Here is a 25712-nt window from a genome sequence, read left to right as displayed (position 1 = left end):
GCGCGGAAGAGAGCCGGCGGGGCGCCTCACCCGACCTTCAGCAGCAGCACCGACCGGGCCGGCACCGAGATCGCCCGCCCCGCGGGGTACGCCGTCCCGGGCGCCGCCGCCTGCTCCTCCTGCGAGGTGTCGACGACCACCTCGTACCGCTCCGCCCACGGCGGCCCCGGCAGCACGAAGCTCACCGGCCGTTCCCCCGCGTGCAGCACGGCGAGGAAGCTGTCGTCCACGATCGGCGCCCCCCGCTCGTCCCGCCCCGGGATGTCCCGCCCGGACAGATACATGCCGAGCGTGGCCGCCGGGGCGTACCAGTCCCGTTCCGTCATCTCCGTGCCCCGCGCGGTGAACCACGCCAGGTCCCGCAGCCCGTCCGCCGAGTGCGCCCGCCCGGAGAAGAACGCCCGGCGCCGCAGCACCGGGTGCCGGTGCCGCAGCTCGATCAGCCTCGACGTCAGGTCGTACAGGGCCTTCCAGCCCGGTTCCCGCAGCAGCTCCCAGTCCAGCCAGCTGATCTCGTTGTCCTGGCAGTAGGCGTTGTTGTTGCCCCGCTGGGTGCGCCCCAGTTCGTCGCCCGCGACCAGCATCGGCACACCCGTCGACAACAGCAGCGTGGTCAGCAGGTTGCGCAGCTGCCGCCGCCGCAGCGCCCGTACCCGCTCCTCGCCGGTCTCGCCCTCCGCCCCGCAGTTCCACGCCCGGTTGTCGTTCGTGCCGTCCCGGTTGCCCTCGCCGTTCGCCTCGTTGTGCTTGCGCTCGTACGACACGAGGTCCCGCATCGTGAAACCGTCGTGCGCGGTGATGAAGTTGACCGACGCGTACGGCCGCCGGCCGCCCCAGGCGTACAGGTCGCTGGACCCGGACAGCCGGTACCCCATCTCCCGTACGTCGGGCAGCGCGTGCCGCCAGAAGTCCCGCACGGCGTCGCGGTAGCGGTCGTTCCATTCCGTCCACAGCGGCGGGAAGGCGCCCACCTGGTAGCCGCCGGAGCCGACGTCCCAGGGCTCGGCGATCAGCTTCACGCGCCGCAGTACCGGGTCCTGCGCGATGACGGCGAGAAACGGGGACAGCATGTCCACGTCGTGCATGGACCGCGCCAGCGCCGCGGCCAGGTCGAAGCGGAAGCCGTCCACGCCCATCTCCGTCACCCAGTAGCGCAGCGAGTCGGTGATGAGGCGCAGCACGTGCGGCTGGACGACGTGCAGCGTGTTCCCGCAGCCGGTGTAGTCGGCGTACCGGCGGGCGTCGGACTGGAGGCGGTAGTAGCCGCGGTTGTCGATGCCCTTCAGGGACAGCGTCGGGCCCAGTTCGCCCGCCTCCGCGGTGTGGTTGTAGACGACGTCGAGAATGACCTCGATCCCGGCCGCGTGCAGCGCGCGCACCATCCGCTTGAACTCGCCGACCTGCTGCCCGCGCGTACCGGACGCGGCGTACGTGGCGTGCGGGGCGAAGTAGCCGATGGAGTTGTACCCCCAGTAGTTCCTCAGGCCCCGCCGCAGCAGATGGTCCTCGTGCGCGAACTGGTGCACGGGCAGCAGCTCGACGGCCGTGATGCCGAGCCGCGTGAGGTGCTCGACCGCCGCCGGGTGGGCCAGGCCCGCGTAGGTACCGCGCAGCTCCTCGGGAATCCCCGGGTGCAGCTTGGTGAAGCCGCGCACGTGCAGCTCGTAGATCACCGAGTCGGCCCAGGGCGTCTTCGGGCGGTGGTCGTCCGACCAGTCGTCGTCGTCGTGGACGACGACGCCCCTCGGCACGTACGGCGCCGAGTCCCGCTCGTCGCGCACGGTGTCCGCGACCTGCTGCTGCGGCCAGTCCCGGACGTGCCCGTAGACCTCCGGCGGCAGGCCGAAGTCGCCGTCCACCGCGCGCGCGTACGGGTCGAGCAGCAGCTTCGCCGGGTTCCACCGGGCGCCGGTCCAGGGATCCCAGCGGCCGTGCACCCGGTAGCCGTAGCGCTGACCGGGCAGCACCCCCGGCACGAAGCCGTGCCAGATCTCATGGGTCAGCTCGCTCAGACGATGCCGGTGTTCCGTGCCCTCCTCGTCGAACAGGCACAGCTCCACCGCCTCCGCCCCGCCCGCCCACAGCGCGAAGTTCGTGCCCGCCACCCCGTCCGGGCCGACCCGGAACCGGGCCCCCAGTGGTGTCGGCGCACCCGGCCACACCGGCACCGCGGCGGGTGCCGCGCGCGGCGCGCCGTTCAACGCGGCGGCCGGGCGTCCGCCCTGCCCGGCCACCGTCTCCTGCTCGGCTGCGCTGGACACCTGTCAGCCTCCCGCGGCTCGTGTCGACGACGTCGGCCGGGGCCGCGGCGTCCCTTCCGCGGAGCCCGGCCCGTCGTCCTCCCCACTGTTCTGCCCAGAGCTTGCCTCGCACTCACGTTTCCCCAGGGCGGGCCCGGTCGTTGGACACGGTTGTGAGGCACGTACATGGGCGCGCGCGGCGCGCGGGGGCCGCACTGGCCGCCGTACTGACATGGGCAGGGCTGCTGGCCGGGGCCGCCGGCTGCACCGCGGACGGGGCGAGCGGGCTCGGCTCGCCCGGCAGACCCGGGGCCCCCGGGAACGTCATCGAGGTCTCGCCCGACGACGGCGACAAGGGCGTCCGCCCCGGCCGGACGCTGTCCGTACAAGTGTCCAGCGGGCGCCTGGAATCGGTGCGGGTCGTCCGCTCCCAGGACGCCCAGGAACAGCCGGTCCCGGGCAGGATCTCCGCGGACGGCCGGCGCTGGCAGCCCGACGACGGCAAGCTCGCGCTGGCCGCCAGATACGCGGTGGACGCGGTGGCCGTGGACGGCGACGGCCGCCGCTCCGCCCGGCACACCACCTTCACCACGTACGTCCCCGACGAGCGCTTCATCGCGTACATCACCCCCGAACACCGCTCGGTGGTCGGCACCGGAATGATCGTCAGCCTGGGCTTCAACCGGGAGATCACCGACCGCGCCGCGGTCGAACGGGCCGTGCGCGTCTCCTCCGAGCCCGCCGTCGAGATCCGCCCGCACTGGTTCGGCCGCGACCGCCTCGACCTCCGCCCCGAGAAGTACTGGGAGCCCGGCACCGAGGTCACCGTCGACCTGCGGCTCAGGGACGTCGAGGGCGCGCCGGGCGTCTACGGGCTCCAGCACCGGACCGTCACCTTCACCGTCGGCCGCAGCCAGGTCTCGCTGGTCGACGCGGCGAAGCACACCATGCAGGTGCGCCGGGACGGCGAGCTGCTCGGCACGGTGCCGATCACCGCGGGCGCGCCCAAGACCCCGACGTACAACGGGAAGATGGTGGTCACCGAGATGTACGAGGTGACCCGGATGAACGGCAGCACGGTCGGATTCGGCGGCGAGTACGACATCAAGGACGTCCCGCACGCCATGCGCCTCACCGAATCCGGCACCTTCCTGCACGGCAACTACTGGGCGTCGGCCGGCACCTTCGGCGAGTCGAACGTCAGCCACGGGTGCGTCGGACTGCGGGACGAGAAGGGCGGCAGCTCGCAGACTCCGGCGGGCTGGTTCTTCGACCGGAGCCTGGTCGGGGACGTCATCGAGATCGTCAACAGCGACGACAAGAAGGTCGCTCCCGACAACGGGCTCGGAGGCTGGAACATGGGGTGGAACGAGTGGAAAGCGGGCAGTGCTGCGAAGTGAGCCCGCCGGGGGGGCGGGGTGGCCCGTGGCGGCCGGTCGATGTTGGGACTGAACGGTGACAATCACGCGGCCGCGACCGCGCCGACCTTGTGGTTACTATGCGCCGAACGCGCGGGGACGCGCAGGGGAGCGGGCCCACGGGGCCCGGTGAGGGTCCGGTCCGGGGCCCGTTGAGGGGAGACAAGTTGAACGTGCGACCGATATCGGGGGCGTCGGTTGACGCGCGCGGGGGGCGCGGACGCAAGGGCCTGGCGATGGTCGCCGGGGTACTGCTGCTGACCGTCACGGCGTGTGGCGGCGGCTCGGACTCCGGGGGCCCGGGAGCCGGGTCCGGGGACGGCAAGGACAAGGGTTCGGCGACGACGCAGAGCAAGCAGTCCGAGGCGGCCGTGACCATAGCCCCCAAGGACGGCGCGAACTCCGTGGACACCAGCGGGGCCCTGAAGGTCACCGCCGCCAAGGGCAAGCTGACCGAGGTCGTCGTCAAGGACGCCAAGGGCACCGAGATAGCCGGCGAGATATCCGAGGACGGCGCGAGCTGGACGCCGTCCATCCACCTGGCCGCCGCCACCAAGTACCAGGTGCACGCGGTCGCCAAGGACTCCGCGGGCCGCGAGGCCGCCGAGTCCTCCAGCTTCACCACCCTGACGCCGCAGAACACGTTCATCGGTCACTTCACCCCCGAGGACGGCTCCACGGTCGGCGTCGGAATGCCCTTCTCCCTCAACTTCACCCGGGGTATCACCCACCCCGACGAGGTCGAGAAGGCCATCGAGATCAAGACCGAGCCCGCCGTCGACGTCGAGGGCCACTGGTTCGGCAACGACCGGCTCGACTTCCGGCCCGAGAAGTACTGGAAGGCCGGTACCAAGGTCACCGTCAAGCTCAACCTCGACGGCGTCGAGGGCCGCCCCGGGGTCTACGGGGAGCAGTCGAAGACCGTCTCCTTCACCATCGGCCGGGACCAGGTCTCCGTCGTCGACGTCAAGAAGCTGACGATGAAGGTCATGCGGGACGGCAAGGTCGTCAAGACCATCCCGGTCACCACCGGCAAGGCCGGCATGGAGACCTGGAACGGCCAGATGGTCATCAGCGAGAAGCACGTGGTGACGCGGATGAACGGCGAGACCGTCGGTTACGGCGGCGAGTACGACATCAAGGACGTCCCGCACGCCATGCGCCTGACCACCTCCGGCACCTTCCTGCACGGCAACTACTGGGCCGGCGGCGCCTTCGGCAACTACAACGCCAGCCACGGCTGCATCGGCCTGCGCGACGCGCGCGGCGGCTGGGACAAGGGCGCACCGGGCGCGTGGTTCTTCGAGAACTCGATGATCGGTGACGTGGTCGTGGTGAAGAACTCCAACGACCGGATCGTGGACCCGGACAACGGACTCAACGGCTGGAACATGCCGTGGGAGGAGTGGAAGGCGTGAGCCTCCGAGGAGCACGGCGCGGGAGTGGTCCCGGTGCGCCCGACCGCACCGGGCCCGTGCTGTGAGCGACGGCACCGGCCCGGCCGCCGTTGGTCCCCGTGCCGTGCCCGTCCGGGGGCAACCCCCGGGACCTCCGGCCGGGTGTGAGCGACGGCACCGGCCCGGTCGCCGTTAGTCCCCGTTAACCTGCTGGCATGACCGTGAATCTCGAAGTCGCCGAGGGCGTCGGCACCCTCCGCCTCGACCGCCCGCCCATGAACGCGCTGGACGTCGCCACGCAGGACCGGCTCAAGGAACTCGCCGAGGAGGCAACACGCCGCGACGACGTGCGCGCGGTCGTCGTGTACGGCGGGGAGAAGGTGTTCGCGGCCGGCGCGGACATCAAGGAGATGCAGGACATGGACCACACGGCCATGGTCCTGCGCGCCCGCGGCCTGCAGGACGCCTTCACGGCCGTGGCCCGCATCCCCAAGCCGGTCGTCGCCGCCGTCACCGGGTACGCCCTCGGCGGCGGTTGTGAGCTGGCGCTGTGCGCGGACTACCGCGTCGCCGCGGACGACGCCAAGCTGGGCCAGCCCGAGATCCTGCTCGGCCTGATCCCGGGCGCGGGCGGCACCCAGCGGCTGGCCCGGCTGGTCGGCCCGTCCAAGGCCAAGGACCTGATCTTCACGGGCCGTATGGTCAAGGCCGACGAGGCGCTCAGCCTGGGCCTGGTCGACCGGGTGGTCCCGGCCGCCGAGGTGTACGGCACCGCACACGCGTGGGCGGCGAAGCTGGCGCAGGGCCCGGCGCTGGCGCTGCGCGCGGCGAAGGAGTCGATCGACACGGGCCTGGAGACGGACATCGACACGGGGCTCACCGTCGAACGGAACTGGTTCGCGGGCCTGTTCGCCACGGAGGACCGCGTGCGGGGGATGCGCAGCTTCGTGGAAGAGGGGCCGGGCAAGGCCAAGTTTCTCTGAAATCACCGTGTCAGGACTTGCAGTTGACGCGGTGTCTGATCCGGGTCCCTCGATGGGGCGGTTTATGGAAGCCTTAAGGCAGCCTTAAGCCTGTCTTGTCGAGGGAGTCCGTCCTTTGCCGCCAGTCGACCCATCTCCGCAGGTCAAAGGGGCCGTTGACGCCTCCGAACTGCCCACGGCATATGCCGGACGGCGGGTACGGAAGGACGCCCCGAGGGGGGCGTATTCGCCAGGAACGGCCCCGCGTGGCGCACCGGGCGGCCATGATGGGGGCATGGCGGGGCTGGAGGGCATCGAACAGCCGCAAGGACGCGGCGGTGCGACCGCGGCGCGCTGGTCGCCGGCGGCCGAGGACGAACGGGCGCTCAGGGCCCTGGAGTTGTTCGGCAACCCGACGGAGGCGGAAGTTGCGCTGCCGTCCCGCCCCGAGTCCGCGGCCACGGCGCGCCGGCTCGCCCAGGTCGTCGTCCTGCGCCAATGGGGCCTGTCCGCCAGGATGACCGAGGACGCCGTGTTACTGGTCTCGGAGCTGGTCGGCAACGCCGTGCGGCACACCGGCGCCCGCGTCTTCGGCCTGCGGATGCACCGCCGCCGGGGCTGGATCCGCATCGAGGTCCGTGACCCCTCCCGCGGGCTGCCCTGCCTCATGCCGGTCCAGGAGCTGGACGTCAGCGGCCGGGGCCTGTACCTGGTCGACAAGCTCTCGGACCGCTGGGGCGTGGACCTCTTGCCGCGCGGCAAGACGACCTGGTTCGAGATGCGGGTGGCGGACCGCTGAGCGGCGCAGGCACCCCCACCCGGCACACGGCCGTACGGGTGACCGTTCGACCGGACCCTCGGTGACACCCACAAGTGGGCCGACCAGGTCGAGGTGGCCTTCCCGGGCGGCATCGACCGCGCGTACGTGAGCGGTGTCTGCTCGGTGGACAGGACCACCAAGGCCGAGATCATGAGCGACTGCGAGAGCAATCCCCACTACGAGGCCTGGCACTGAGCAGCGCCTCCGACCCCACCGGCCGGTAGCCCGCCGCCTGGAACGCCCGCAGACTGCGGGCGTTCCCCGGGGAGATCTGCGCCCACACCGGCTCGCCCCCGCCCAGGTGCCGCGCCGCCACCGCCAGGGCCCGCCCCAGCCCCCGGTGCCGTACCGCCTCCGCCACCTCCACCGCGGCCTCCAGCCGCCCCGCGACGCCGCGCCCCAGTACCAGCACACCGCCCTCGGTGGCCCACACCCGCACGTCGTCCCGGCGCCGGCGGGAACGGTCGACCCTCGGATGCCCGGGGTCGCGGATCTCGCTCAGCGCGAGGGGTGGCTCGCCCGCCAGCGGCGCTCCCACCGTCAGCACGTCGACCGTGTCCGTGGTGCGTCCCGTCCGTTCCATGAAGGCGGCGAGGAAGCGGGGGTTCATCGTCGCCGCGAGCGCGTCGCAGTCCAGAATGCGCAGGGTCTCGTGGACCCAGCCGGGGTCCTCGTCGGTGAAGACGACGGAGTGGCCGGTGAAGGCGATCACGCCCGCGTCCCTGGACGAGGGCTGGGGCACGACCGTCGTACCGCCGTCCGCCGGCGGGAAGACGCCGTGCGCGGCGGCGTCCAGAACGTCCCTCAAGGTCTCCAACGCGGTCGCTCCTCGCATCGCTGCCCGTCGCCCCTTGAGTCTGTCCCCCACTGGAAGGCACGGGGACGGCGACCCCGCCGACGTACCGCAACGGCTGCGCACCGGCGCCGACGACCGTCTCACCCGTTACCGCGAGTTGCTCGCCGCGGTGAAGCGGTCAGGAACCGGCCGCCGCGCACCGCGGAGAGTTCGCGTGGGTGGTCGCCGCACGGGAGGCTCGGGTCGCCGGATAATCTGACCTGCGTCAGTACGACGGCACAGCACGAGACAGAGGGGCGGATCGGTGGCGGACATCGAGGAAGCGCGCAAGCAGTTCGAGCGGATCGACACGGACGGTGACGGCCGGATCACCGCCAAGGAGTTCAAGACCGCTCTGGCGCAGGGGGGCGACTGGAACGTCACCGAGGCGGTCGCCGAGGCCATCATCGCCAGCCGCGACCTGGACGGCGACAAGCTCCTTTCCTTCGACGAGTTCTGGGCCCACATGAACAAGTGACGGGCCCCTGGGGGCGCCCGCCTTCCCCGGGGGGAGACGGGCGCCCCTTCGTCGTACCGGGCCGTCACCGGGAAACCGGCGGCGGGACACGGACTCACGCCGAGTGTCCCGGCACGCACGCCGTCAGGCGCTCGTGGCCCACTCCCGCAGCGCGGACCTGCTCGTGAAGTCCGCGACATTCTTGTCGACCGGGTCGTCCGTGTACTGGTGGAAGCGTCACTTCGCCCTGATGCGGGGCTTTCCCGCGGTGACGTAGTCCGCGATCCACAGGCCGTCCCCGGCGTAGGACGTGGTGTCGACGTTCAGCCAGTAGTGGCGGTTGCGGTGGAGAAGCACCCGGTTGTCCGGCCGCAGTTGCTTCACCGTGCGGATGAACCTGTCCTTCTCCGCGTTGCTCGCGTGCGTCCCGGCGCCCGTGGTTTCCCAGTCGACGGCGAGTATGTCGCCGGCCCGCTCGGGGGCCCTGCCCACGAAGTGCTCCGCCTGGGCGGCGAGGTTGCCCGGCCGGAGGAAGTGGTAGAGGCCGACGACCAGGCCCGCGACACGGCCGTGCCTGGGCTGGGCGGCCAGTCTGGGGTTCACGTACGAACGGCCCTCCGTCGCCTTGACGAAGACGAAGGAGAGGCCGTCGGTGTCGTAGGTGCTGGACTGGTAGGAGCTGACGCCGATGCCACGCAGCACGGGGGCTCCCGGATGTGGCTGTGGGGGACGGGAGTCGATGATTCCCCGCAGCGGCTCGGGCGAACGCCCTCAGCACTCGATGATGTTCACCGCCAGCCCGCCCCGGGCCGTCTCCTTGTACTTCACGGACATGTCGGCGCCCTGGCGCGCTATGCCATTGACCTGCACGTTCCAGAGCATGCGAGGGGCGATCCACGCCCGTAGGGACTTCTCAGGGACTTTCGGCTGGTACTGCCGATCACGTAGGGCCGGTCCATGCGCTCTCCCGAGGTGTCAGACGGTCTGCGGCGTTTGTGCGCAACCGACGATCCTTGTTCACGTCGGTCGTCCACGGCCGAGCTGTGGGGGGGGCACGGGCCGTTGAGGTACCGGCGCTCGAAGCGAATCAGGACGAGATGCACTCATCACGTCGGCCCTGCGCCTCCTCCGGGATGGTGTCCTCGTGCTCGTTGGCGGTGGCCGGCGCGCGGAACCCGGCCGAGCGCGCGTCGACGGCCGCTTCGAGGGCGGCTTCCGCACCGGTCTGCTCATCGGCTGCGGCGTGGCCGCGGTCTCGGCCGCCGTCGCCTTGCTCATCCCCGCGGTGCGCACCGCATGCGGTGACGATGAGAAGGCGGGGCCCCGGCGGGACCAGGCACCGGCCCGGGCATGACCGGCCCGTTCGTTCCTGGCGTTTCACCACAGGGTGCGCGCCCTCTCGTCAGTCGTGGCAGCTGCGGACGGTCAGCCCGGTCCGCAGCGGTCGAGCGAGGCACGGACCAGGGCGAGTCCCTCCGCCCTCCAGTGGTCCCGGTCGGGCATCTGGTCGGCTCGGCGCCAGCGCCAGGCCGAGAACATGGCCCAGTCCACGGCACGGCACCGGTTCAGGAGATCCGGGTCGGCCCCCGCGTAATGCTCCGCCACGCCGTCGGGAGCGTGGGCGAGGTCGAACTCGACCGGCCCCCGGCAGCACGTGGCGAGGTCCACGAAGAGCGGCCCCCGCTCCGTGGCGAGGAGGTTGCCCTCGTGCGGCTCGCCGTGCAGCAACTGGTCGCCGGACCGGTCGGCGCCGATCGCCGCGCTCACCTCGCCCAGGGTGCGGGCGAGCAGTTCCCGGTCGTCGTCGGACAGGTCGGGGGACTGCTCCCGATCGGTCACCTCGCGCAGCGCCCGGGCGGCCCGGTCCGTGAAATGGGGCGCGTCCAGCTCGACCCGGCGCAGGGCGGCGTGCTGGCGCATGAGCACGTCCGCGTACGCGGCCGGCGTGATCTCCTTCGCCCCCGGTGCGTAATAGGTCCACAGCGAGACGGCGAAACCGTCCCGCACGTACAGACGCGGCTCGACCCGGGGGTCCAGCCCGGCCACCGGGGCGTCGACGGCGGCGAGCCGGCGGGCCACCTCGACCTCGAACGCGGAGTCGTCCCGCTGCCCCGGCGGAGCGACCCGGACCAGCACGTCGCACGGGAGCAGGCGCAGCGCGACGCGGTCCGAGTCGTGGACGACGACCACGTCGTCCACGCGCAGGCCCAGCTCCGTCGCGGTCGCCCGTGCCGCTTCGACCGCGCGGCGCAATTCAGCAGACTCCATGTCGCTCTCCTCATCGTCGGCTACGCATACACACCCGGGGACGGCGACGGAACCCGCACGTCGTCGAGGACATCATCCGGCACCTCGAATCCCGGGAAGATCCGCGTCCGGTCGGCCCAGCGCTCCGGCGACGACGGCCACGGCCCGCCGCCTCCGGTTCAGCCAGGCGCATAGGCCTTCGCCTGGATGCCGTACAACTCCGCGTAGCGTCCGCCGGCCGCGAGCAGTTCCCCGTGCGTGCCGGACTCGGCGATTCGTCCGGCGTGCAGCACGAGGATCAGATCCGCGTCGGTGACCGTCGAGAAGCGGTGCGAGACGATGACGGTGACGCTCCCGGTCCGTGCGCTCAGTTCCCGCGCGCGAGCCATGTAGCGCTCGAAGATGGCGTGTTCGCTGGGCGCGTCCAGCGAGGCGGTGGGCTCGTCCAGCACGAAGAGCAGCGGCGCCCACCGCATCGAGGCACGGGCCAGCGCCGTCTTCTGCCACTGCCCCTCGGACAGGTCCACGCCGCCGAAGCGGCGTCCGAGCTGACTCTCCATGCCGTCGGGCAGACGGCCGAGCAGAGGCTCCGCGTCGGCCGCGCGGACGGCCGCCAGGACCGCGTCGCGGTCGTCGAGCCGCCCTACGTCGCCCAGTCCGACGGTCTGGCCGAAGCGGATCTGGAAGCGGCCGAAATCCTGGAACGCCGCGCTGGTGCGGGCGTACCAGTCCGCGGTCGCCAGGTCGGCGAGGTCGGCCCCGTCGACCCGGATCGTGCCGGCGTCCGGCTGGTACAGCTTGCACAGCAGCTTGACCAGGGAGGTCTTGCCGGAGCCGTACTCCCCGACGACGGCGACCACGCTGCCGGCCGGCAGATGGCAGTCCAGGCCGTCCAGCGTGGGGCGGCCGGCGCCGGGGTACGTGAAACGCACCCCCTCCAGGGTGATGCCGCGGCGCAGGGTGGCGGGCACGGGCAGGGCGCCGGCGTCCGCCTCCCGCCGGCCGGCGGCGTACGCCCGCAGCCACAGGTAGGCGTCGACCACGCCCGCGCTGCCCGTCGTGCGGCTCACACGGGCCACGGTCAGCTGGACCGAGTCCCGCAGGGTCACGGCGACCGTGATGGCCAGCACCACGTCGCCGACGCCTCCCTGACCGCGCGCGGCCCGGTCCAGCAGCAGGACCAGCCCGCCGACGAAGCCCGCCGTGAACAGCACCCAGCCCACGACCTTGTAGCCCGCCGCCCGCAGGCGTGCCCGCATCCGTCCGCGTACCGCCTCGTCCCAGGCGCGGGTCTGCGCCTCGCTGACCGCGTGGCCCGCGCCGGAGACCCGGATCTCCTTGCCGCCGGCCGCCTCGGTGGCCAGGTTGAACAGATGGCGCTGCAACCGGAACGCCTCCGCCGTGTCCGTCTCCGCCGTGGCGACCGCGCGCTGGCCGCGCCGGTCCAACCACAGGGGCACCGCCGCGAACAGCAGCAGGAGCAGCAGCCACGGGCTCACCGTGCCCAGGAGCAGCAGAGTGAGCCCCAGCCGGATCGCGCCCGCCACCACGTCCACCACCGTCCACGCGCCGTAGACGAGGTTCCATCCGCCGGTCTGGACCACGGTGACGCGGTCCAGGACCTCGGTGCGTTCCAGGTGGCCCAGCCCGTCGAGGCCGAGGATCACCTCGTTGATCCGCCGGGTCATGTCCAGTGCGCCGACCGAGTCGACCATCAGGATCGTCAACGTGAAGTCCAGGTTGAGCAGGTACGCGGACAGGGCCTGCGTGGCGGCCGCGGCGGCCCCCGCGACCGCCGCGGCCGGTACGTCGCCGCGCACGATGCCGTCGACCGTCGCCTGCAGGGCCAGCGCCGTGGCCGCCACGTTGACCGACGCCACGAGCTTGATGCCGAGCAGACCCGCGGTCCGCCAGGGGTGTGCCCGTCGGCACAGCCCGATCAGCTCCAGCCAGAGACGGAGGTAGCGCGACCACCCGCCCGGGACGGTCGCCGTCGCGCTCATATGAGTTCATCCTCCTCGATGCGGTCGTCGTACCCCCGGTTGAACCGGTCGGCCTGGATCGCGAACATCTCCGCGTACCGGCCGCCGGCCGCCATCAGCCGCTCGTGGGTGCCGGACTCCACCACCCGCCCGCCCTCCAGCAGCACGATGCGGTCCGCCCGGCGCACCGTGGACAGCCGGTGGGAGATGAGGACGACACTCGCGTCCCCCTTGTGCGCCGCCAGCCGCTCGAACACCTCGAACTCGGTGCGCACGTCCAGGTGAGCGGTCGGCTCGTCCAGCACCAGCAGCCGCGCGCCCGTCCGCACGGCGTACAGGGCCCGTGCCAGGACCACCTGCTGCCACTGACCACCGGACAGGTCCACCCCGCCGGTGCGGGTCCGCGCCAGGGGCGTGTCCCAGCCGTCCGGCAGTCGCTCCACGACCTCCGTCAGCCCCGCGTCGCGTGCCGCCTCACGGACCATCGCCCGGTCCACCGGCACCGCCGCGTTGCCGAGAGCCACGTTCTCCGCCGCCGACAGGTGGTAGCGCACGAAGTCCTGGAACACCACCGCGATGCGCCGTCGCCACGCCACGGGACCCAGTGCGGCGATGTCGACCCCGCCCGCCGTGATCCTGCCGCGGTCCGGCTCGTACAGCCCCGCCAACAACTTGATCAGGGTCGACTTGCCGGCGCCGTTCAGTCCGACGACCGCCACCAGCTCGCCCGGCCGGATCTCCAGGTCCAGCCCGTCCAGCACCTGCCTCGACGTTTCCGGATAGGTGAACCCCACACCCTCGAAACGCACCGTGACGGCGCCCGGCGCCGAGTCCGTCCTCGCGGGGTCCGAGGCCCGGGCACTCGACCCCAGCAGCGCCCGCAGCCGGTCGACCGCGTGCAGGCTCGCGATCCCGCCGATCATGTCCCGGGGTTCACCGCCGACGGCCCGGTACACCGCCGCGCCGGCCGACAGCACCGCCATGGCGACCGCGAGCGACCGGTGTCCCCGTGCCGCGGCCAGCGACACCGCGAGGAAGGCGACCGTCATCGGAATCAGCAGCACCGCCAACTGCCTCCACTGCGAGCGGAGCTGGTGGCGTGCTACGGCGAAGACCGGATCGTAGAGGGTGTGGATGTGCTCCTCGGAGCGGTCCAGCGCCCACCCGCCCAGGCCGAAGAGGCGAATGTCCTTCCCCTCGCTCGGCGACACGATCGCCTCGTACCAGAGACCGGCGCGCAGCGCGGCGCCGCTGTTGCCGCGCCAGGCGCGGTACCACCGCATCGAGTCCCGGCGGTTGAGCTGCTGGTACAGCAGGGCCGGCAGCACCAGGACGGGGATCAGCCACCACGCGTACGCGGCCAGCACCACGGAGGAGCTGAGCAGGGTGACGGCCCGTCCGAACTCGGCGAGCTGAGCCACCGCCCCGGCACCCGGCGTGCGTTCGGTCCAGTTCTCCGGGTCGGCCCGTGACAGCCGGATCAGCCGCTGCACCTCCGGCCGTTCCAGGGCGTCGATGGTGTGGCTGGTGGCGGCGAGCCGGGCGACCTCGGCCCGGTGCCTGCCGTCGATGCGGGCCTGCACCGCGTAGGCGATCGGATCGCGCACGGCCTCCAGCCCGTGGCCGAGCAGCAGCACCCCCGCGAAGAGGAGCAGCGGCACCGCGGCGGCGGCCAGGGACCCCGCACGCACCTCCTGCACCCGGTCCAGGAGGTGGGCCAAGGTGATCGCCGTGGCGGGCGGCACCAGGCCGACCAGAAGGATCTGGCAGCAGAGCGAGGTGAGCAGGACAGGGCCGGCTGCCCGCAGCAGGGCCAGCAGCCGCAGACGGTCACGTACGGCACCTTTCATCGCCGGGACTACCTCCGCGGCGTCGACGGTGCGGCCCCGTCCAGGCAGCCGGCCCCGTCGGCGTGCACGAGCTCGACGAGATCGCGCACCCCTAGCCCTTCCAACGTCGGCACCACCAGATCCGCTCCCGCCCGCTCCAGCTCGTGCACCCGCGAGGCCCCGGTGGCGACACCGACGCACCGCACGCCCGCCGCCCGCGCGGCGCCGACGTCGCTGGTGGTGTCACCGATGAGGACGATGCCGGCTGCGCCGAGCACCTGGCCCCGGGTGCCGGCGGCGGCGCGGACGGCCTCCACCGCGCCACGGGCGATGTCCGTCCGGGCGCGACAGATGTCGCCGAAGCCGCCGAGGGCCGCCAGTCCGGACAGCCCGGTGGCGCGCATCTTGCAGGTCGCCACCGTGCGCGCGTTGCCGGTGGACAGCCCGGCGATCACCCCGTGCCGCCGCAGTCCGGCGACGAGGTCCGCGGCCCCCGGGAGCAGTTCGTGCGCGCTGTCGAGGTCCTGGGTCGCTGTGATGACTAGGTCGCACATGGCCGCCACGACGGCGGCGTGCAGGCCGGGTGACTTCGCGGCGGGCACGCCTGCTCCGCGCAGGACGAGGTCGATAGTTCCGGCGTCGGTGCAGCCCGCCAGATCGTGGCCGTTGACGAACAGGTCACCGCCCTCGTAGCGGAACTCGGCGGGTGCGCCGGAAATCCGTTCGATCGCGGTCGCCATCGATTCCATGTGCACGCGCTGAAGGAAAGTACCCGGCCGCAGCAGTGTGCCGTCGATATCGAAGACGACGGCGGCTCCCCGGTCGCTGCCCGGCCATGTCGAGTGGTCCATGCTCCCCGTCCGTCCATGGATTTGATTCGCCGCGTCACCGTACCCCAGCTTTCCGTCGCGGCATTACCGGAGGACCGGGCGGATCCCATTGTTCAACTGCTGTCGGGAGGCAGTTGAACACACCTTGACAAAGGTTGCTGAATTTGCTCGGTGCCCGTTCGCGAATAAGACGTCGATTGCTGTTTCCAGTCGTATGCGCACTCGTAGCATGGCGCCGGGACCCCAACCGGAGGAGCCGTTCGGTGTCGCAGAGCCAGCACGGTCACGACCAGGACCAGGACCCGCGCGCGGCCGGCCCCTCCGGCTCCCGCCACCGGCCGGCGCCCGGCGGCGGGAGCGCGGTCCGCTGGCTGGCCGGAGACCACCACGTGCACACCCAGTACAGCGCGGACGGCGTGTACCGGGTGATCGACCAGGCCAGGCACGCACGCGCCTATGGCCTCGACTGGCTCGTGATCACCGATCACGGCGGGCCCCAGCACAGCAGGATCGGCGTCGACGCGGTGCACCCCGACATCGTCGCCGCCCGGGCCCAGCTGCCGGACCTGCTGATCTTCCAGGGGCTCGAATGGAACATACCGAACGCGGAACACGGTACGGTCTTCGTGTCGCCCGGGCCGAACGAGGCAACCGTGCTCAAGGAGTTCGAGAAGCTCTACGACGGGTCGCAGATGCCGGCCACCCACACCGCGGAGGAGAACGAGGCGAGGGCGGTCGCCGGGATCGCCTACCTCGGTGGCCAGGTGCGGCGGCGGCACGTGGACGCGGCGCTCATGCTGGCCAACCATCCCTCCCACCGGGGCCTGGACTCCCCGCACGAACTCCGTGCCTGGCGGGACGCGGACCCGAGCGTGGCCGTCGGCATGGAGGGCGCACCCGGCCACCAGGCGGGAGGCATTCCGAAACCGCACGGATTCGGTGGTGCCCGGGGCTACTACTACCTGAACCCGACCGCGGCGTCGTTCCCGGGATTTCCGCTGGACGCCTACCGGTCGTGGGGGGGATTCGACTGGATGACCTCGACCGTCGGGGGGCTGTGGGACAGCATGCTGGCCGAGGGCCGGCCCTGGTGGATCACCGCCAACTCCGACGCCCACGCCGTCCACCTGGACCACGCCCGGCCGGGCCCCGACAGCGACTTCGCCGCGAACGGGCGCAACGACGATCCGGTGTACAGCCCGCAGCCCGTCATCGACGGCGACTTCTGGCCCGGCTTCTACTCCAGGACCCATGTCGGCGCGACGGAGTTCGGCTACCGCGCCGTCATGGACGGCCTGCGCTCCGGCCGGGTCTGGGTCGACCACGGCGGCCTGGTCGACGCGGTCGATGCGCGGATCCGGGTGGCCGGCGGCCCTCCAGGGTCGGGGACCGTGCTCGGCGGCACTCTCACGGCCCGGCGCGGGACCCCGGTGGAACTGGCTCTGGAGATCACGCTGCCCACGACACCGAACTGGGCCCAGTTCGTTCCGAGGCTGGCCCGCATCGACCTGATCCGGGGAGCGGTCACCGGCCCGGCGGCCGACCGGGACTCCTTCGTCGCCCCGCGGACCCGGGTGATCGCGTCGTTCGAGGTGCGCCCCGGCGACCGGAAGCTCTCGGTGCGCTTCGACCTGGGGCGGGTGGACGAGCCGTACTACGTGCGTCTGCGCGGCACCGACGGCAACCGCTCACGCCCCGGCCTGCTGGGCGCGGACATCGATCCGTGCGGGCCGGCGATGGACGTGGACGGGGATCAGGACCCCTGGACGGATCTGTGGTTCTACGCCAATCCGATCTGGGTGCTCCCGGAATGATCGGCGCGGCTTGCGGCGGCAATGAAAGGACCCGTAAAGTCCCCGCTCGGAAGAAGGAGCAAGAAGCCTTCCACGATGTGCATCGGCCTCGTAGCGACACATTCTCCGACCGTCTGAATGTGCAGGCCGCTGAACCGAGAAGACGTGGGCTGCAATGCGTCGGACATTGTTGAAGAAGGTCCCTTTTCGTCTTCTGCAGAAATCATCCTCTCTCCCTGCTCGGACGGACATTCTTTGGGGGTCCGCGTGGTTTCGAGATGTGTGGTGCGGCAGCAATCGGACGGTGCCCTCAGCCGGGGGCAACGACCCACTCACGGCATAAGGTGGTCGCGATGATCGTGCTCGGCGCCAAGGCGGGGGAGCACGACGCGTGCTTCGCGCTGGTCAAGGACGGGGAGCCGCTGTTCGTCTACGAACAGGAACGGTTCAACCGTGTGAAGCACGGCAGGTCGAGCGATCTGTCGGTCCTGTTCGAGGGCCTGGCGGAGCACGGCCTCGCCCCCGGTGACGTCGATCTGGTGGCGACATGCGGGGACCACGGCCTGGTGCCCGAGAGGCTGCGGCAGGCCCGCGCCTATCTGTCCGGGGAGGCACTGGAGAAGGCCACGAAGAACGTGACGTGGCGGCACCCGACCTTCCACCGGCTGCTGGCCGAGGCCGGGTTCGGCGAGGACCGGGTCGTCGATGTCCGGCACCACGTGAGTCACGTCGCCAGCGTCTTCCACGCGAGCCCCTACAGCGACGCCGCCGTGCTCAGCCTCGACTGCAGCGGGGAAGCCGACACGGCCCTGCTGGCGCACTGCACCCGAGACGACGGCATCGGCATCCTGGAGACCGTCGGTCTTCCGCACTCGCTCGGCCGCTTCTACGAAGCCGTGACGAGCTGGCTCGGCTGGGGCTTCGGCGAAGAGGGGAAGACCATGGCACTCGCGGCCTACGGCGATCCCGAGCGGTTCGCGGCCGACCTCTGTGGCCTGCTCCAGGTAGACGGGGACGGCCTGTTCCGGTTCGACGAAGGGCTGACGGACGGCACCTTCTCCTACTCCACACCGGAGCTGGTGGCCCGGGTCTTCGAAGAGCGGTTCGGGCCGCGCCGGGGACGCGACGACGAGATCGGACAGCTCCACAAGGACGTGGCGGCCGCCGGACAGTACGTGTGCGAACGCGTGATGCTCACCCTGGCCACCACCCTGCGGAAGCGGACCGGGTCGGACGCCCTGCTGGTCACCGGCGGCGTCGCCCTGAATTCGGTCGCCAACGGCCTCATTCGCAAGGAGGGCGTCTTCCCACGGATCGCGGTCTATCCCCAGGTGACCGACGCGGGCGCGGCGCTGGGCGCAGCGCTCCACACCTATCACCAGCGCGTGCGGCCGGCCGAACGCCATCACTGGGAGATGAGCCACCCGTTCCTCGGGCGGGGGATCGACCTGGACCGGGTCGACGAGGCGGCAGCCGCGGCCGGTATCGAGGGGGTCCGGTGCGACGACCCGGCCGCCTTCGCTGCGGAGCGGCTCGCGGCCGGGCAGATCGTCGGATGGATCCAGGGCCGGAGCGAGATAGGTCCGCGGGCCCTGGGCAACCGGTCGATCCTCGGCAATCCGGCCACGCCGGGCATCAGGACCAGGATCAACGCCGAGGTCAAACACCGCGAGAACTGGCGGCCGTTCGCGCCCTCGGTGCTGGAGGAGGATCTGAGCACCTACTTCGAGGCGACCGAGCCGCTGCCGTACATGACCGTCGTCGCGCCGCTGCGCGAGGAGTGGCGACAGACGCTCGAGTCGGTCTGTCACGTCGACGGGACGGCGCGGGTCGGTACGGTCGGCGAGTCGTTCAACCCGCTCTTCTCCCGGCTCATCCGCGCGTTCAAGCAACGGACCGGGATGGGAATGGTCCTGAACACCTCGTTCAACGACAAGGGGGAGCCGATCGTGCAGACCTGCGAGCAGGCGATCCGCCTGTTCGTGTCCTCGGGCATGGACGTCCTGGTCATCGGGGACCGGGTGTTCGAGGACAAGCGCGAGGCGCGGGTGGGCGACCTCGACCCGCTGCGCATCAACTGCCGCGGCCTCCCCGACCGGCCGACGCTCCTGGTGACACTCCCGGAGACGGCCCACGCGCAGCGCACGGTGGACGTCCTCGGCCGCGAGCAGGTCCTGACCACTTCGGCCCTGTGCGCCGTGGGGGAGGCAGAGGCACCGCGTTTCGCCGGTGAGGTGCTGCGGGCGGACGGCGAGGACGCGCTGTTCGAGATCGCCGGAAAGTGGCCGCAGGCCGTCTTCCTGGTGCCGTGGAGCGCGGACAAGTTCGTCTTCGACCCGGAGGTCTATCACTCCGGGACGGCGCAGGTGTCACGTCGGCTCATCGAGGCGGGCACCGACGACCTCTACTGGGTGGACCCGTTGGGGCAGGTCGTGCGAGCCAGGGACGTCCTCTACGTCCACCAGGCGCCCCCACCCGGCGTGCCGGCGGCCTACGCCCGGTACTGGAAGCCGGCCGAAGGGTGACCCCGCGGGCGCCGGAGGGATCCGGCGCCCGCTTCTCACCTCGTGGCCGCCGTCCGCATCAGGGCGCGGCCACGAGCACGTCCGGCAGTGTGCCGGGGGCGGGCCACCGGCCGGCCACGATCCGCCGTACCCGGTGCAGAGCGTGGCCGGGCGGGAGGGAAGCGGCGGGCCCGTCGGGCGGAGCGATGGCCAGTGACCGTACCGAGTAGGCCAGTACGTACAGCCGGACGTGCCGGGCGATGCCCTCGGCGCGGAACAGTTCCGGATACGCCTCGTACAGCAGCCGCAGCACCGACGGATACGTGCCGGCTCCGCCGACCGCGTCGTCGGCGTACTCGCACATGCGCATGAGGTCCAGCGAAGGCGGTGCGATCCGGGTCCACTCGAAGTCGAGCAGCGAGACGGTGCCGTCCGGCGCCCACCACAGGTTGCTCAGATTGAGGTCACCGTGGACCAGCCCATGGTGCCGGGGGGCGTCCACGGCCGGCTCGGGGTCCCCGAGCGCCCTCAGCAGACGCACCGCCGCCGCCATGAGCCCCGTGTCGACGTACGGCATCCGGGCCACGTGCTCCGCGAGGCGCACCGCCCGGGACACGGGCAGGGGCGCGATGTCCGCGCCCACCAGCTCTTCGGCGGTCCCCGCCGCCAGACCCGGGCGGGCGAGCACCACGTCGGCCAGGGCGGCCGGAGGCTCCCAGCCGTGCAGCTCCCGCAGCACCGAGGCCGTCCGGCGGATCGCCGCCCGGCGTTCGGCCGCGGTCAGGGCCGGCCAGGCCTCGGCCAGGGACTGCCCGGTGAGCCGGCGGGTGAGGGAGTACGACAGCGGATGACCGTGCACGGTGAGGTCACCGTGGCCCACCACCTCGGGGTGGCGCACCGTGTGGGGCAGCTGCCGGAGGACCGCGGTCTCCCGGGCCATCCGGCTGACGTCGCCGCGCCAGCAGATGCGCAGCACGACGGGGCCCAGCCGGGCGTCGTCCAGTGCCCAGGTGTCGTTGGACTGGCTCTCGATGAGGCGCGGGGGGCCCTGCGGCATCAGCACCGCCGCGGCGCAGACGTGCTTCAGGCGCTCCGGCAGCGTGGGAAAGGTCATGCCGTCAGGGTAGAGGGGGCCGCCCGGGTCGCCCGGGGTGTTCCCGGCGGCGCTCACGGGGTCAGCCGCATCCGCGCCAGGCGGATCAGGTCCTGGTTCTCCGGACCGGTGCCGAAGGTGGAGACCGCGGCGGTGGCGACAGCCGGGTCGCGGCCGACGGTGGTCCAGGTGTACGCCAGTTCGTTGGCGCCGGCCCGCAGCAGGGAGGGCGGCAGCACGATCCGCTCGTGCCGCCATTCGGCCGTCACCTCACCGGCGTGGCACTGACGGCCGTTGAGGCTCACGTCGAAGCGGCCGCCGCTGATCCCGGGCCCCGCGACGAGGACGACGTCCAGGGTGAGGGGCAGCTCTCCCGAGGTCAGAAAGCCGTAGCGGCTGACAGGTCCGTCCTCGCCGGCGACCACGGTGAACGGGCGGGGCCCACTGTCTCGTTCCCGCCAGAAGGTGTCCAGCAGATTGACCTCGCCGCGCCGCTCGACCCGCAGCTCCTGCCAGAGGGCGTCCAGTTCCTTCCCCAGCCGCTGTCCGCCGTCCTCGGGGAGCGACCGCAGCGCCCGATCGGCGAACCGGGCGTCGAGCACGGGCAGATGGGAGAAGTTCTTCAGGAACCAGTACATGCGGCCCGAGCGGGCCGCGAGCGAGTCCTCCAGCAGCCAGAACTGCGCCTGTGGCAGGGACATGGAGAAGTAGGTGGTCAGATCCTCCACGCAGGTGGGATCGGTCCGCGCGGCACACCGCAGCCAGTGCTCGACGATGTCGGCGGGCTGCCCCCAGTGCTGGTTGTGCAGCGCGGAGAGGAGATAGGCGGTGGCCATCTCCCGGGCGGGCGGGGACACCGCCGGCCCGAGCGGCTCGGGCCGGCCCGGCGTCGGTGCCAGACCGAGTTCGGCGCGGACCTCGGCCACGATGTCGGCGGCGACGTCCCGCAGCGAATCCAGCGTGTGGTGGCAGTAGTCGAGGAAGATCTCCCGGCCCAGCGCGGCGATCCCGTACCGCTCGCGGGCGCGGGCCGGGACATCGACGAGGCGGCAGCCGGGTGCCCGGCCGAGCAGTCGCAGCTCCTCGGCGACCTCGGCCGGACAACGCCGTTCGTAGTTCGCCGGGTCGGCGCCGGTGCTCACGGCCCGGCTCAGCAGGGCGACGCCCTCGCTCTCGCGTCCGAGCCGGACCAGGGAGCGGCCGGCGATCTCCAGGGGCCGTGCCGTGGTGCCGCCGTCCAGGGCCGTCATCCGCTCGGCCAGGGCCAGGCGCTGGGCCGGGTCCTCGGCCGCGTCGGCCGACTCGTCCAGCCGGCGACGCGTCGCCGTCCACTCGGCCAGCCGGTCCTCGGGCAGCCAGGTCGGCATCACCCAGGGGGCGTGCCAGTCGAGCTGGTTGGTGGCCGGGACCACCACGACCAGCGGTATCCCCGCCGCCCGGCACACCTCTTCCACCTCCTGGCAGAAGTCCCGGGCGAACGCGCTGATGGCCTCCCGGCGGGCGGCCAGGTAGTCCGCGTAGCCGCGGCCGGCGAAGGCCTCGGCGGCGACCTGCCGGGTCTCCGGGTCGTCGAGCCACGGAGTGGAGCGCGGGAAGTTGTTGCCCACGTAGAGCACGATCATCGCGCACCGCAGTTCAGCGGCGGCCCGGCACAGCTTGGCCGCGCCCGCGGCCGAGAGCCCGTTGACGGTGAAGTCGAGGAGCTCCAGCCGGTCGTCGAGGTCGGCCTCCCGGAACGCCGCCCGGCACAGGTCGGGCAGCGTGACGACCGGGTCGAGCAGGAAGCCCCGGGCGACCGACTCACCGACGACGGCGACCCGGAACGGCTTGCCCGGCTCGACCGGAATCTGCTCGTCCCGGGACCAGCAGCCGCTCTGCCTCGGGAACTCGCCCGGTGGCCGGTCGTTCCGGCGGACCAGGCAGGTCCCGTCCTCCGAGAGGGCCCAGGGCCCGAAGCCCTCGTCCAGGATCCGGCGGACCGTACCCATCTCTCACACCCTTCGCTGGTCTGTCGAGGTGGTCCCGCGATCCGCCCGGCGCACCGGGAGATCCGCGCCTGATCCGAGCACCCGCTCGCATCAGAAGAAGCTGTACAGTTCCCCGCCCTGCTGGGTCCCCGCGCCGGCCACGAAGCGGTGTTCCTCCACCGCGGCCTCCCGCAGTTTCCCGGGGATCGACTCCGCGTCGACCAGGACGTCCTCCAGGCAGAGCAGGTCGAGCGAGGAGCGCAGGAAGGTGCGCAGCGCGTCGACCGGGGTGCAGACCACGGGCTCGTCGCTCAGGTTGAAGGAGGTGTTGAGCAGCACCGGTACACCGGTCAGTGCCCCGAAGCGCTCCAACAGCCGGTGATAGCGGGGGGCCACGGCGGCGTTCACGGTCTGCACGCGGGCCGTGCCGTCGACATGGGTCACCGCGCCGAGGACGTCCGGCCGCCGCACCGTGAACAGGTCGACCATGAACGGTGATGTGCGACCCATGTCGAAGTACTCCTCCGCCCGTTCCTCCGGCACCGCCGGGGCGAAGGGCCGGAACTCCTCACGCCATTTGATCTTGCTGTTCACCCGGTCGCGCATGTCCTCGTGGCGGGGATCGGCCAGGATCGAGCGTGCGCCCAGCGCCCGGGGCCCGAACTCCATCCGCCCGTGCAGCCAGCCCACGGTGCGGCCGTCGGCGAGGGCCCCGGCCACCGCGTCCACGAGCCCTTCCTCGTCGCCCCTGAAGTCCCGGAAGGGCACTCCGGCGCTGGTCAGCAGCTCGGCGATGGAGTCGCTGCCGCACTGGGGGCCGAGGTAGGCGTGCCGCATCGCCCCGGTGGCGGCCGTCGCACGGGTCGCGGGCGGTTCGGCGCACAGCGCCGCGCCGAGGGCGGTGCCCGCGTCCCCGGCCGCCGGCTGGACGAACATGCGGGTGAAGGGTGACCCCTCGAAGGCGACCGCGTTGGCACGGCAGTTCAGCGCGACGCCGCCGGCGAGGCAGAGGTTGGTGGTGGTCCGCTGCCGGGAGAGCCAGTCGAGGAGGGCGGACACGGCCGACTCCAGGACCGCCTGGCCTGACGCGGCGATGTCCGCGTGCTGCGGCAGCACCGGCTGGCCCGGACGGCGGGCCGGGACGCCGAGCAGTTCGGCGAGGTTGCTCACGTGGCCCTCGGGCTCGCTGATGAAGTCCAGCACCTTCGTGTCCATCGTGAATCCGCCGCCGTCGAGCTTCAGCAGCGACCGCAGGCCGGCCTCGTGCGTGGGCTTCCCGTAGCTCGCCAGGCCCATGACCTTGTACTCGTCGGAGTTCGGGCGGTAACCGAGGTACGAGGTCAGGCAGGAATAGAACAGGCCCAGGGAGTCGGGGAAGCGGACCCCGCCGAGCCGGGTCAGCTCCGGACCCTGCCCGTGCCAGAACGTGGTCGTGTCCCATTCGCCGACAGCGTCGCAGACGAGCACCGCGGCGTCGTCGAAACCGGAGACGTAGTAGGCGCTGGCCGCGTGCGCCCGGTGGTGGTCCACGAAGTGGATCTCGCGGGTCCATTGCAGACCGTCGCGCAGCCGAGCCTCGGTGTCCTGGGCGGTCACCCTGACCTCGGGGCCGGCGGTGCGCCGGGCGGCCTGCCACTCCTGTCGGGACCGCTTGTTCCGTGGGACCTCGTAGAAGGCCAGCCGGTCCACGTCGGCGATGGTGGCCCCGGCCTCTTCCAGGCAGTAGCGGACGGCGTTGACCGGCAGGGCGGAGTCGTACTTCTGGCGGGTGAATCGCTCCTCCTGGGCCGCTCCGACAATGCGGCCGTCGGAGAGGAGGCAAGCGGCGGCGTCGTGGTAATAGGCGGAGATTCCGAGCGTCAGCATGGCAAATGCCCTTCAGTATCGCCCTGCGTGTCAGGCGGGCCCGCCGTGGCGTGCGCCGGTGGACCGGCCATGAGCCCGGCGGCGGCCTGCTCAGAGGATGGAGTGGCAGCGGGGCGGGTCGCCGGCGTTGCCGGCGGCCCGTGGCGCCTCGGCCGGTGTCCCGTCGGCCCCGATGAGCGGTGTCCGCACGGCGGGAGACCGACCGGCGGTACAACCGGCGACTCCCCGCCCGACCGCGAGGACCACATTAGCCCGCCGACGACCGAAGGCAGCACGGCGAACGCCCGGACCCCTGAACACCAGCGACACCCCGCCGTCCGGTCCGTTCAACTGCCCGGCGGCGTCAGTTGAACGTGTCCGTCGCCCGGTGGCCGCCCGCCGGATGACAGGGCGGCCTCGCGGATCGCGTCGGCCGCCTCCAGGAAGACGTCGTTCTCCTCGCGGGTACCGATGGTCATCCGAACGCCCTCGTCGGGCACCACCTTGACCGCGACACCGAACCGTTCGAGGTCCTTCCCGAAGCCCTGACTGGCGGCGCCGAGCCGCAGCCACACGAAGTTCCCCTCGCTCACCGGCACCCGCCACCCCTGGGAGAGCAGGGTGTCGCGCACTCGGCCGCGCTCGCTCACGGTCTCCTCGATCCGTTTGCCCAGCTCCTCCTGGGCGTCGATCGAGGCCAGTGCCGCCGCCTGGGCGAGCCGGCTCACCGAGTACGTCACGTGCGTCTTGTCCACCGCCTCGACGATCTCCCGTCGTGCCACCAGATAGCCCACCCGCAGGGCGGCCAGCCCGTACGCCTTCGAGAAGGTGCGCAGCACGGCGAGGTTGGGATGCTCCCGCAGGAGGGTGAGCCCGTCGGGCACGGTGGGGTCCCGTACGTACTCGAAGTAGGCCTCGTCCAGCAGCACCGTCACGGTCCGGGGGAGCCGTCGGAGGAAGCTCTCCAGCTCCGAGCGGCCGATCGCGGGCCCGGTCGGGTTGTTGGGGTTGCAGACGATCACCACTCGGGTGCGCCCGCCGACGCTCGCCAGCATCGCCTCCAGGTCGTTGCGCTCCTCGTGGAGCGGCACCGGCCGGGGCGTCGCGCCGGCAACGCGGATCAGCTGGGGGTAGACGTCGAACGACCGCCACGGATACACCACCTCGCTGCCCTGGTCGCACAGTGCCTGCATCACTTGCTCCAGCAGACCCAGCGAACCGGCGCCGAGCGCGACCTCGGCGCCCGCCACGCCGAGCCAGTCGGCGAGCGTGTGGCGGAGTCCGACGGCGCCGTCGTCCGGGTACCGGTTCACCTGCCCGATCTCCCGGGCCACCGCCTCCGCCACGGACGGCAGCGGTCCGTAGGCCGCCTCGTTGGCGGCGAGTTGTATCAGGGACGGGTCCGGTGTCCGGACGAACGCAGGGACGAGGTCATGCAGCGTTGCCCGGGTGCGAGGTCCACTCATGGACAGCCCTCTCCGACTCGGTGGGAC

General features: G+C 71.9%; 18 protein-coding genes and 2 pseudogenes. 9 read left to right on the top strand and 11 right to left on the bottom strand.

What is annotated here, in order from left to right:
• Window positions 1-26: 26 nt before the first annotated feature.
• Window positions 27-2261, bottom strand: a complete 2235-nt coding sequence (gene glgX / locus ACGF8A_RS10170) for a glycogen debranching protein GlgX (protein ID WP_393106216.1) — start codon at window positions 2259-2261, stop codon at window positions 27-29.
• A 152-nt stretch (window positions 2262-2413) separates the two neighbouring features.
• Between glgX and ACGF8A_RS10165 the strand changes: the two genes are divergently transcribed.
• The 5 genes and pseudogenes from ACGF8A_RS10165 to ACGF8A_RS10145 all read left to right on the top strand — a co-directional run.
• A complete protein-coding gene (locus ACGF8A_RS10165; protein WP_393106214.1) occupies window positions 2414-3640 on the top strand; it encodes an Ig-like domain-containing protein in 1227 nt (408 codons plus the stop codon).
• 185 nt (window positions 3641-3825) lie between these two features.
• Entirely contained in the window at window positions 3826-5076 is a 1251-nt protein-coding gene (locus tag ACGF8A_RS10160; protein ID WP_393106212.1) for an Ig-like domain-containing protein, read from the top strand.
• 194 nt (window positions 5077-5270) lie between these two features.
• On the top strand, window positions 5271-6038 hold the full coding sequence (locus ACGF8A_RS10155; RefSeq protein ID WP_393106210.1) for an enoyl-CoA hydratase/isomerase family protein: 768 nt from the start codon (window positions 5271-5273) through the stop codon (window positions 6036-6038).
• Between the two features lie 274 nt (window positions 6039-6312).
• Complete coding sequence (locus tag ACGF8A_RS10150) at window positions 6313-6816, top strand: ATP-binding protein (protein ID WP_393106208.1); 504 nt, start codon at window positions 6313-6315, stop codon at window positions 6814-6816.
• A 48-nt stretch (window positions 6817-6864) separates the two neighbouring features.
• Window positions 6865-7032, top strand: a pseudogene (locus ACGF8A_RS10145) (hypothetical protein); the annotation flags it as partial.
• Here ACGF8A_RS10145 and ACGF8A_RS10140 read toward each other — a convergent pair.
• Window positions 6986-7654 carry a GNAT family N-acetyltransferase gene (locus ACGF8A_RS10140; protein ID WP_393106206.1) on the bottom strand — a complete coding sequence of 223 codons (669 nt, stop codon included), beginning with the start codon at window positions 7652-7654 and terminating at the stop codon, window positions 6986-6988. The pseudogene ACGF8A_RS10145 and the gene ACGF8A_RS10140 overlap by 47 nt on opposite strands.
• 283 nt (window positions 7655-7937) lie before the next feature.
• Between ACGF8A_RS10140 and ACGF8A_RS10135 the strand changes: the two genes are divergently transcribed.
• Window positions 7938-8150 carry an EF-hand domain-containing protein gene (locus ACGF8A_RS10135; RefSeq protein WP_393106204.1) on the top strand — a complete coding sequence of 71 codons (213 nt, stop codon included), beginning with the start codon at window positions 7938-7940 and terminating at the stop codon, window positions 8148-8150.
• Between the two features lie 123 nt (window positions 8151-8273).
• Here the strand turns inward: ACGF8A_RS10135 and ACGF8A_RS10130 are convergent.
• Window positions 8274-8831 (bottom strand): annotated as a pseudogene (locus ACGF8A_RS10130) (GH25 family lysozyme).
• 442 nt (window positions 8832-9273) lie between these two features.
• Here ACGF8A_RS10130 and ACGF8A_RS10125 point away from each other — a divergent pair.
• A complete protein-coding gene (locus ACGF8A_RS10125; protein WP_393106202.1) occupies window positions 9274-9483 on the top strand; it encodes a hypothetical protein in 210 nt (69 codons plus the stop codon).
• Between the two features lie 71 nt (window positions 9484-9554).
• Here ACGF8A_RS10125 and ACGF8A_RS10120 read toward each other — a convergent pair whose 3' ends face one another.
• From ACGF8A_RS10120 to ACGF8A_RS10105, 4 genes are all read right to left on the bottom strand, one after another.
• The gene (locus ACGF8A_RS10120; RefSeq protein WP_393106200.1) at window positions 9555-10397 is read right to left on the bottom strand and encodes an aminoglycoside phosphotransferase family protein; all 843 of its coding nucleotides are present in this window, start codon (window positions 10395-10397) and stop codon (window positions 9555-9557) included.
• Window positions 10398-10555: 158 nt separating this feature from the next.
• On the bottom strand, window positions 10556-12379 hold the full coding sequence (locus ACGF8A_RS10115; protein WP_393106198.1) for an ATP-binding cassette domain-containing protein: 1824 nt from the start codon (window positions 12377-12379) through the stop codon (window positions 10556-10558).
• Window positions 12376-14208: an ABC transporter ATP-binding protein gene (locus ACGF8A_RS10110; RefSeq protein ID WP_393106196.1), complete on the bottom strand. Its 1833-nt coding sequence runs from the start codon at window positions 14206-14208 to the stop codon at window positions 12376-12378. Before ACGF8A_RS10110 ends, ACGF8A_RS10115 begins: the two co-directional genes overlap by 4 nt.
• Before the next feature lie 8 nt (window positions 14209-14216).
• Window positions 14217-15038, bottom strand: a complete 822-nt coding sequence (locus tag ACGF8A_RS10105) for an HAD family hydrolase (RefSeq protein WP_393106193.1) — start codon at window positions 15036-15038, stop codon at window positions 14217-14219.
• Between the two features lie 242 nt (window positions 15039-15280).
• Here ACGF8A_RS10105 and ACGF8A_RS10100 point away from each other — a divergent pair, with 242 nt between their 5' ends.
• A complete protein-coding gene (locus ACGF8A_RS10100; protein WP_393106191.1) occupies window positions 15281-16831 on the top strand; it encodes a PHP domain-containing protein in 1551 nt (516 codons plus the stop codon).
• Between the two features lie 332 nt (window positions 16832-17163).
• Complete coding sequence (locus ACGF8A_RS10095) at window positions 17164-19335, top strand: carbamoyltransferase (protein ID WP_393106189.1); 2172 nt, start codon at window positions 17164-17166, stop codon at window positions 19333-19335.
• 58 nt (window positions 19336-19393) lie between these two features.
• Here the strand turns inward: ACGF8A_RS10095 and ACGF8A_RS10090 are convergent, their stop codons facing one another.
• The 4 genes from ACGF8A_RS10090 to ACGF8A_RS10075 form a co-directional block, all read right to left on the bottom strand.
• Complete coding sequence (locus ACGF8A_RS10090; RefSeq protein ID WP_393106187.1) at window positions 19394-20428, bottom strand: phosphotransferase family protein; 1035 nt, start codon at window positions 20426-20428, stop codon at window positions 19394-19396.
• A gap of 53 nt (window positions 20429-20481) precedes the next feature.
• On the bottom strand, window positions 20482-22395 hold the full coding sequence (locus ACGF8A_RS10085) for a hypothetical protein (protein ID WP_393106185.1): 1914 nt from the start codon (window positions 22393-22395) through the stop codon (window positions 20482-20484).
• A gap of 90 nt (window positions 22396-22485) precedes the next feature.
• Complete coding sequence (locus ACGF8A_RS10080) at window positions 22486-24240, bottom strand: carbamoyltransferase (protein ID WP_393106183.1); 1755 nt, start codon at window positions 24238-24240, stop codon at window positions 22486-22488.
• 326 nt (window positions 24241-24566) lie between these two features.
• The gene (locus ACGF8A_RS10075) at window positions 24567-25691 is read right to left on the bottom strand and encodes a histidinol-phosphate transaminase (protein ID WP_393106250.1); all 1125 of its coding nucleotides are present in this window, start codon (window positions 25689-25691) and stop codon (window positions 24567-24569) included.
• Window positions 25692-25712: the final 21 nt, after the last annotated feature.

Origin of the sequence: Streptomyces sp. NPDC047706, from assembly GCF_043204795.1 — a bacterium.
GTDB lineage: Bacteria > Actinomycetota > Actinomycetes > Streptomycetales > Streptomycetaceae > Streptomyces.
The sequence above is the reverse complement of the archived record's forward strand: the minus strand, read 5'-3'. Positions and strand labels throughout refer to the sequence as shown.

Coding starts and splice junctions, on each gene's coding strand:
- ACGF8A_RS10085 (WP_393106185.1), bottom strand. CDS start 22,395: ATGGGTACGGTCCGCCGGATCCTGGACGAGGGCTTCGGGCCCTGGGCC.
- ACGF8A_RS10120 (WP_393106200.1), bottom strand. CDS start 10,397: ATGGAGTCTGCTGAATTGCGCCGCGCGGTCGAAGCGGCACGGGCGACC.
- ACGF8A_RS10090 (WP_393106187.1), bottom strand. CDS start 20,428: ATGACCTTTCCCACGCTGCCGGAGCGCCTGAAGCACGTCTGCGCCGCG.
- ACGF8A_RS10095 (WP_393106189.1), top strand. CDS start 17,164: ATGATCGTGCTCGGCGCCAAGGCGGGGGAGCACGACGCGTGCTTCGCG.
- ACGF8A_RS10110 (WP_393106196.1), bottom strand. CDS start 14,208: ATGAAAGGTGCCGTACGTGACCGTCTGCGGCTGCTGGCCCTGCTGCGG.
- ACGF8A_RS10150 (WP_393106208.1), top strand. CDS start 6,313: ATGGCGGGGCTGGAGGGCATCGAACAGCCGCAAGGACGCGGCGGTGCG.
- ACGF8A_RS10115 (WP_393106198.1), bottom strand. CDS start 12,379: ATGAGCGCGACGGCGACCGTCCCGGGCGGGTGGTCGCGCTACCTCCGT.
- ACGF8A_RS10105 (WP_393106193.1), bottom strand. CDS start 15,038: ATGGACCACTCGACATGGCCGGGCAGCGACCGGGGAGCCGCCGTCGTC.
- ACGF8A_RS10155 (WP_393106210.1), top strand. CDS start 5,271: ATGACCGTGAATCTCGAAGTCGCCGAGGGCGTCGGCACCCTCCGCCTC.
- ACGF8A_RS10080 (WP_393106183.1), bottom strand. CDS start 24,240: ATGCTGACGCTCGGAATCTCCGCCTATTACCACGACGCCGCCGCTTGC.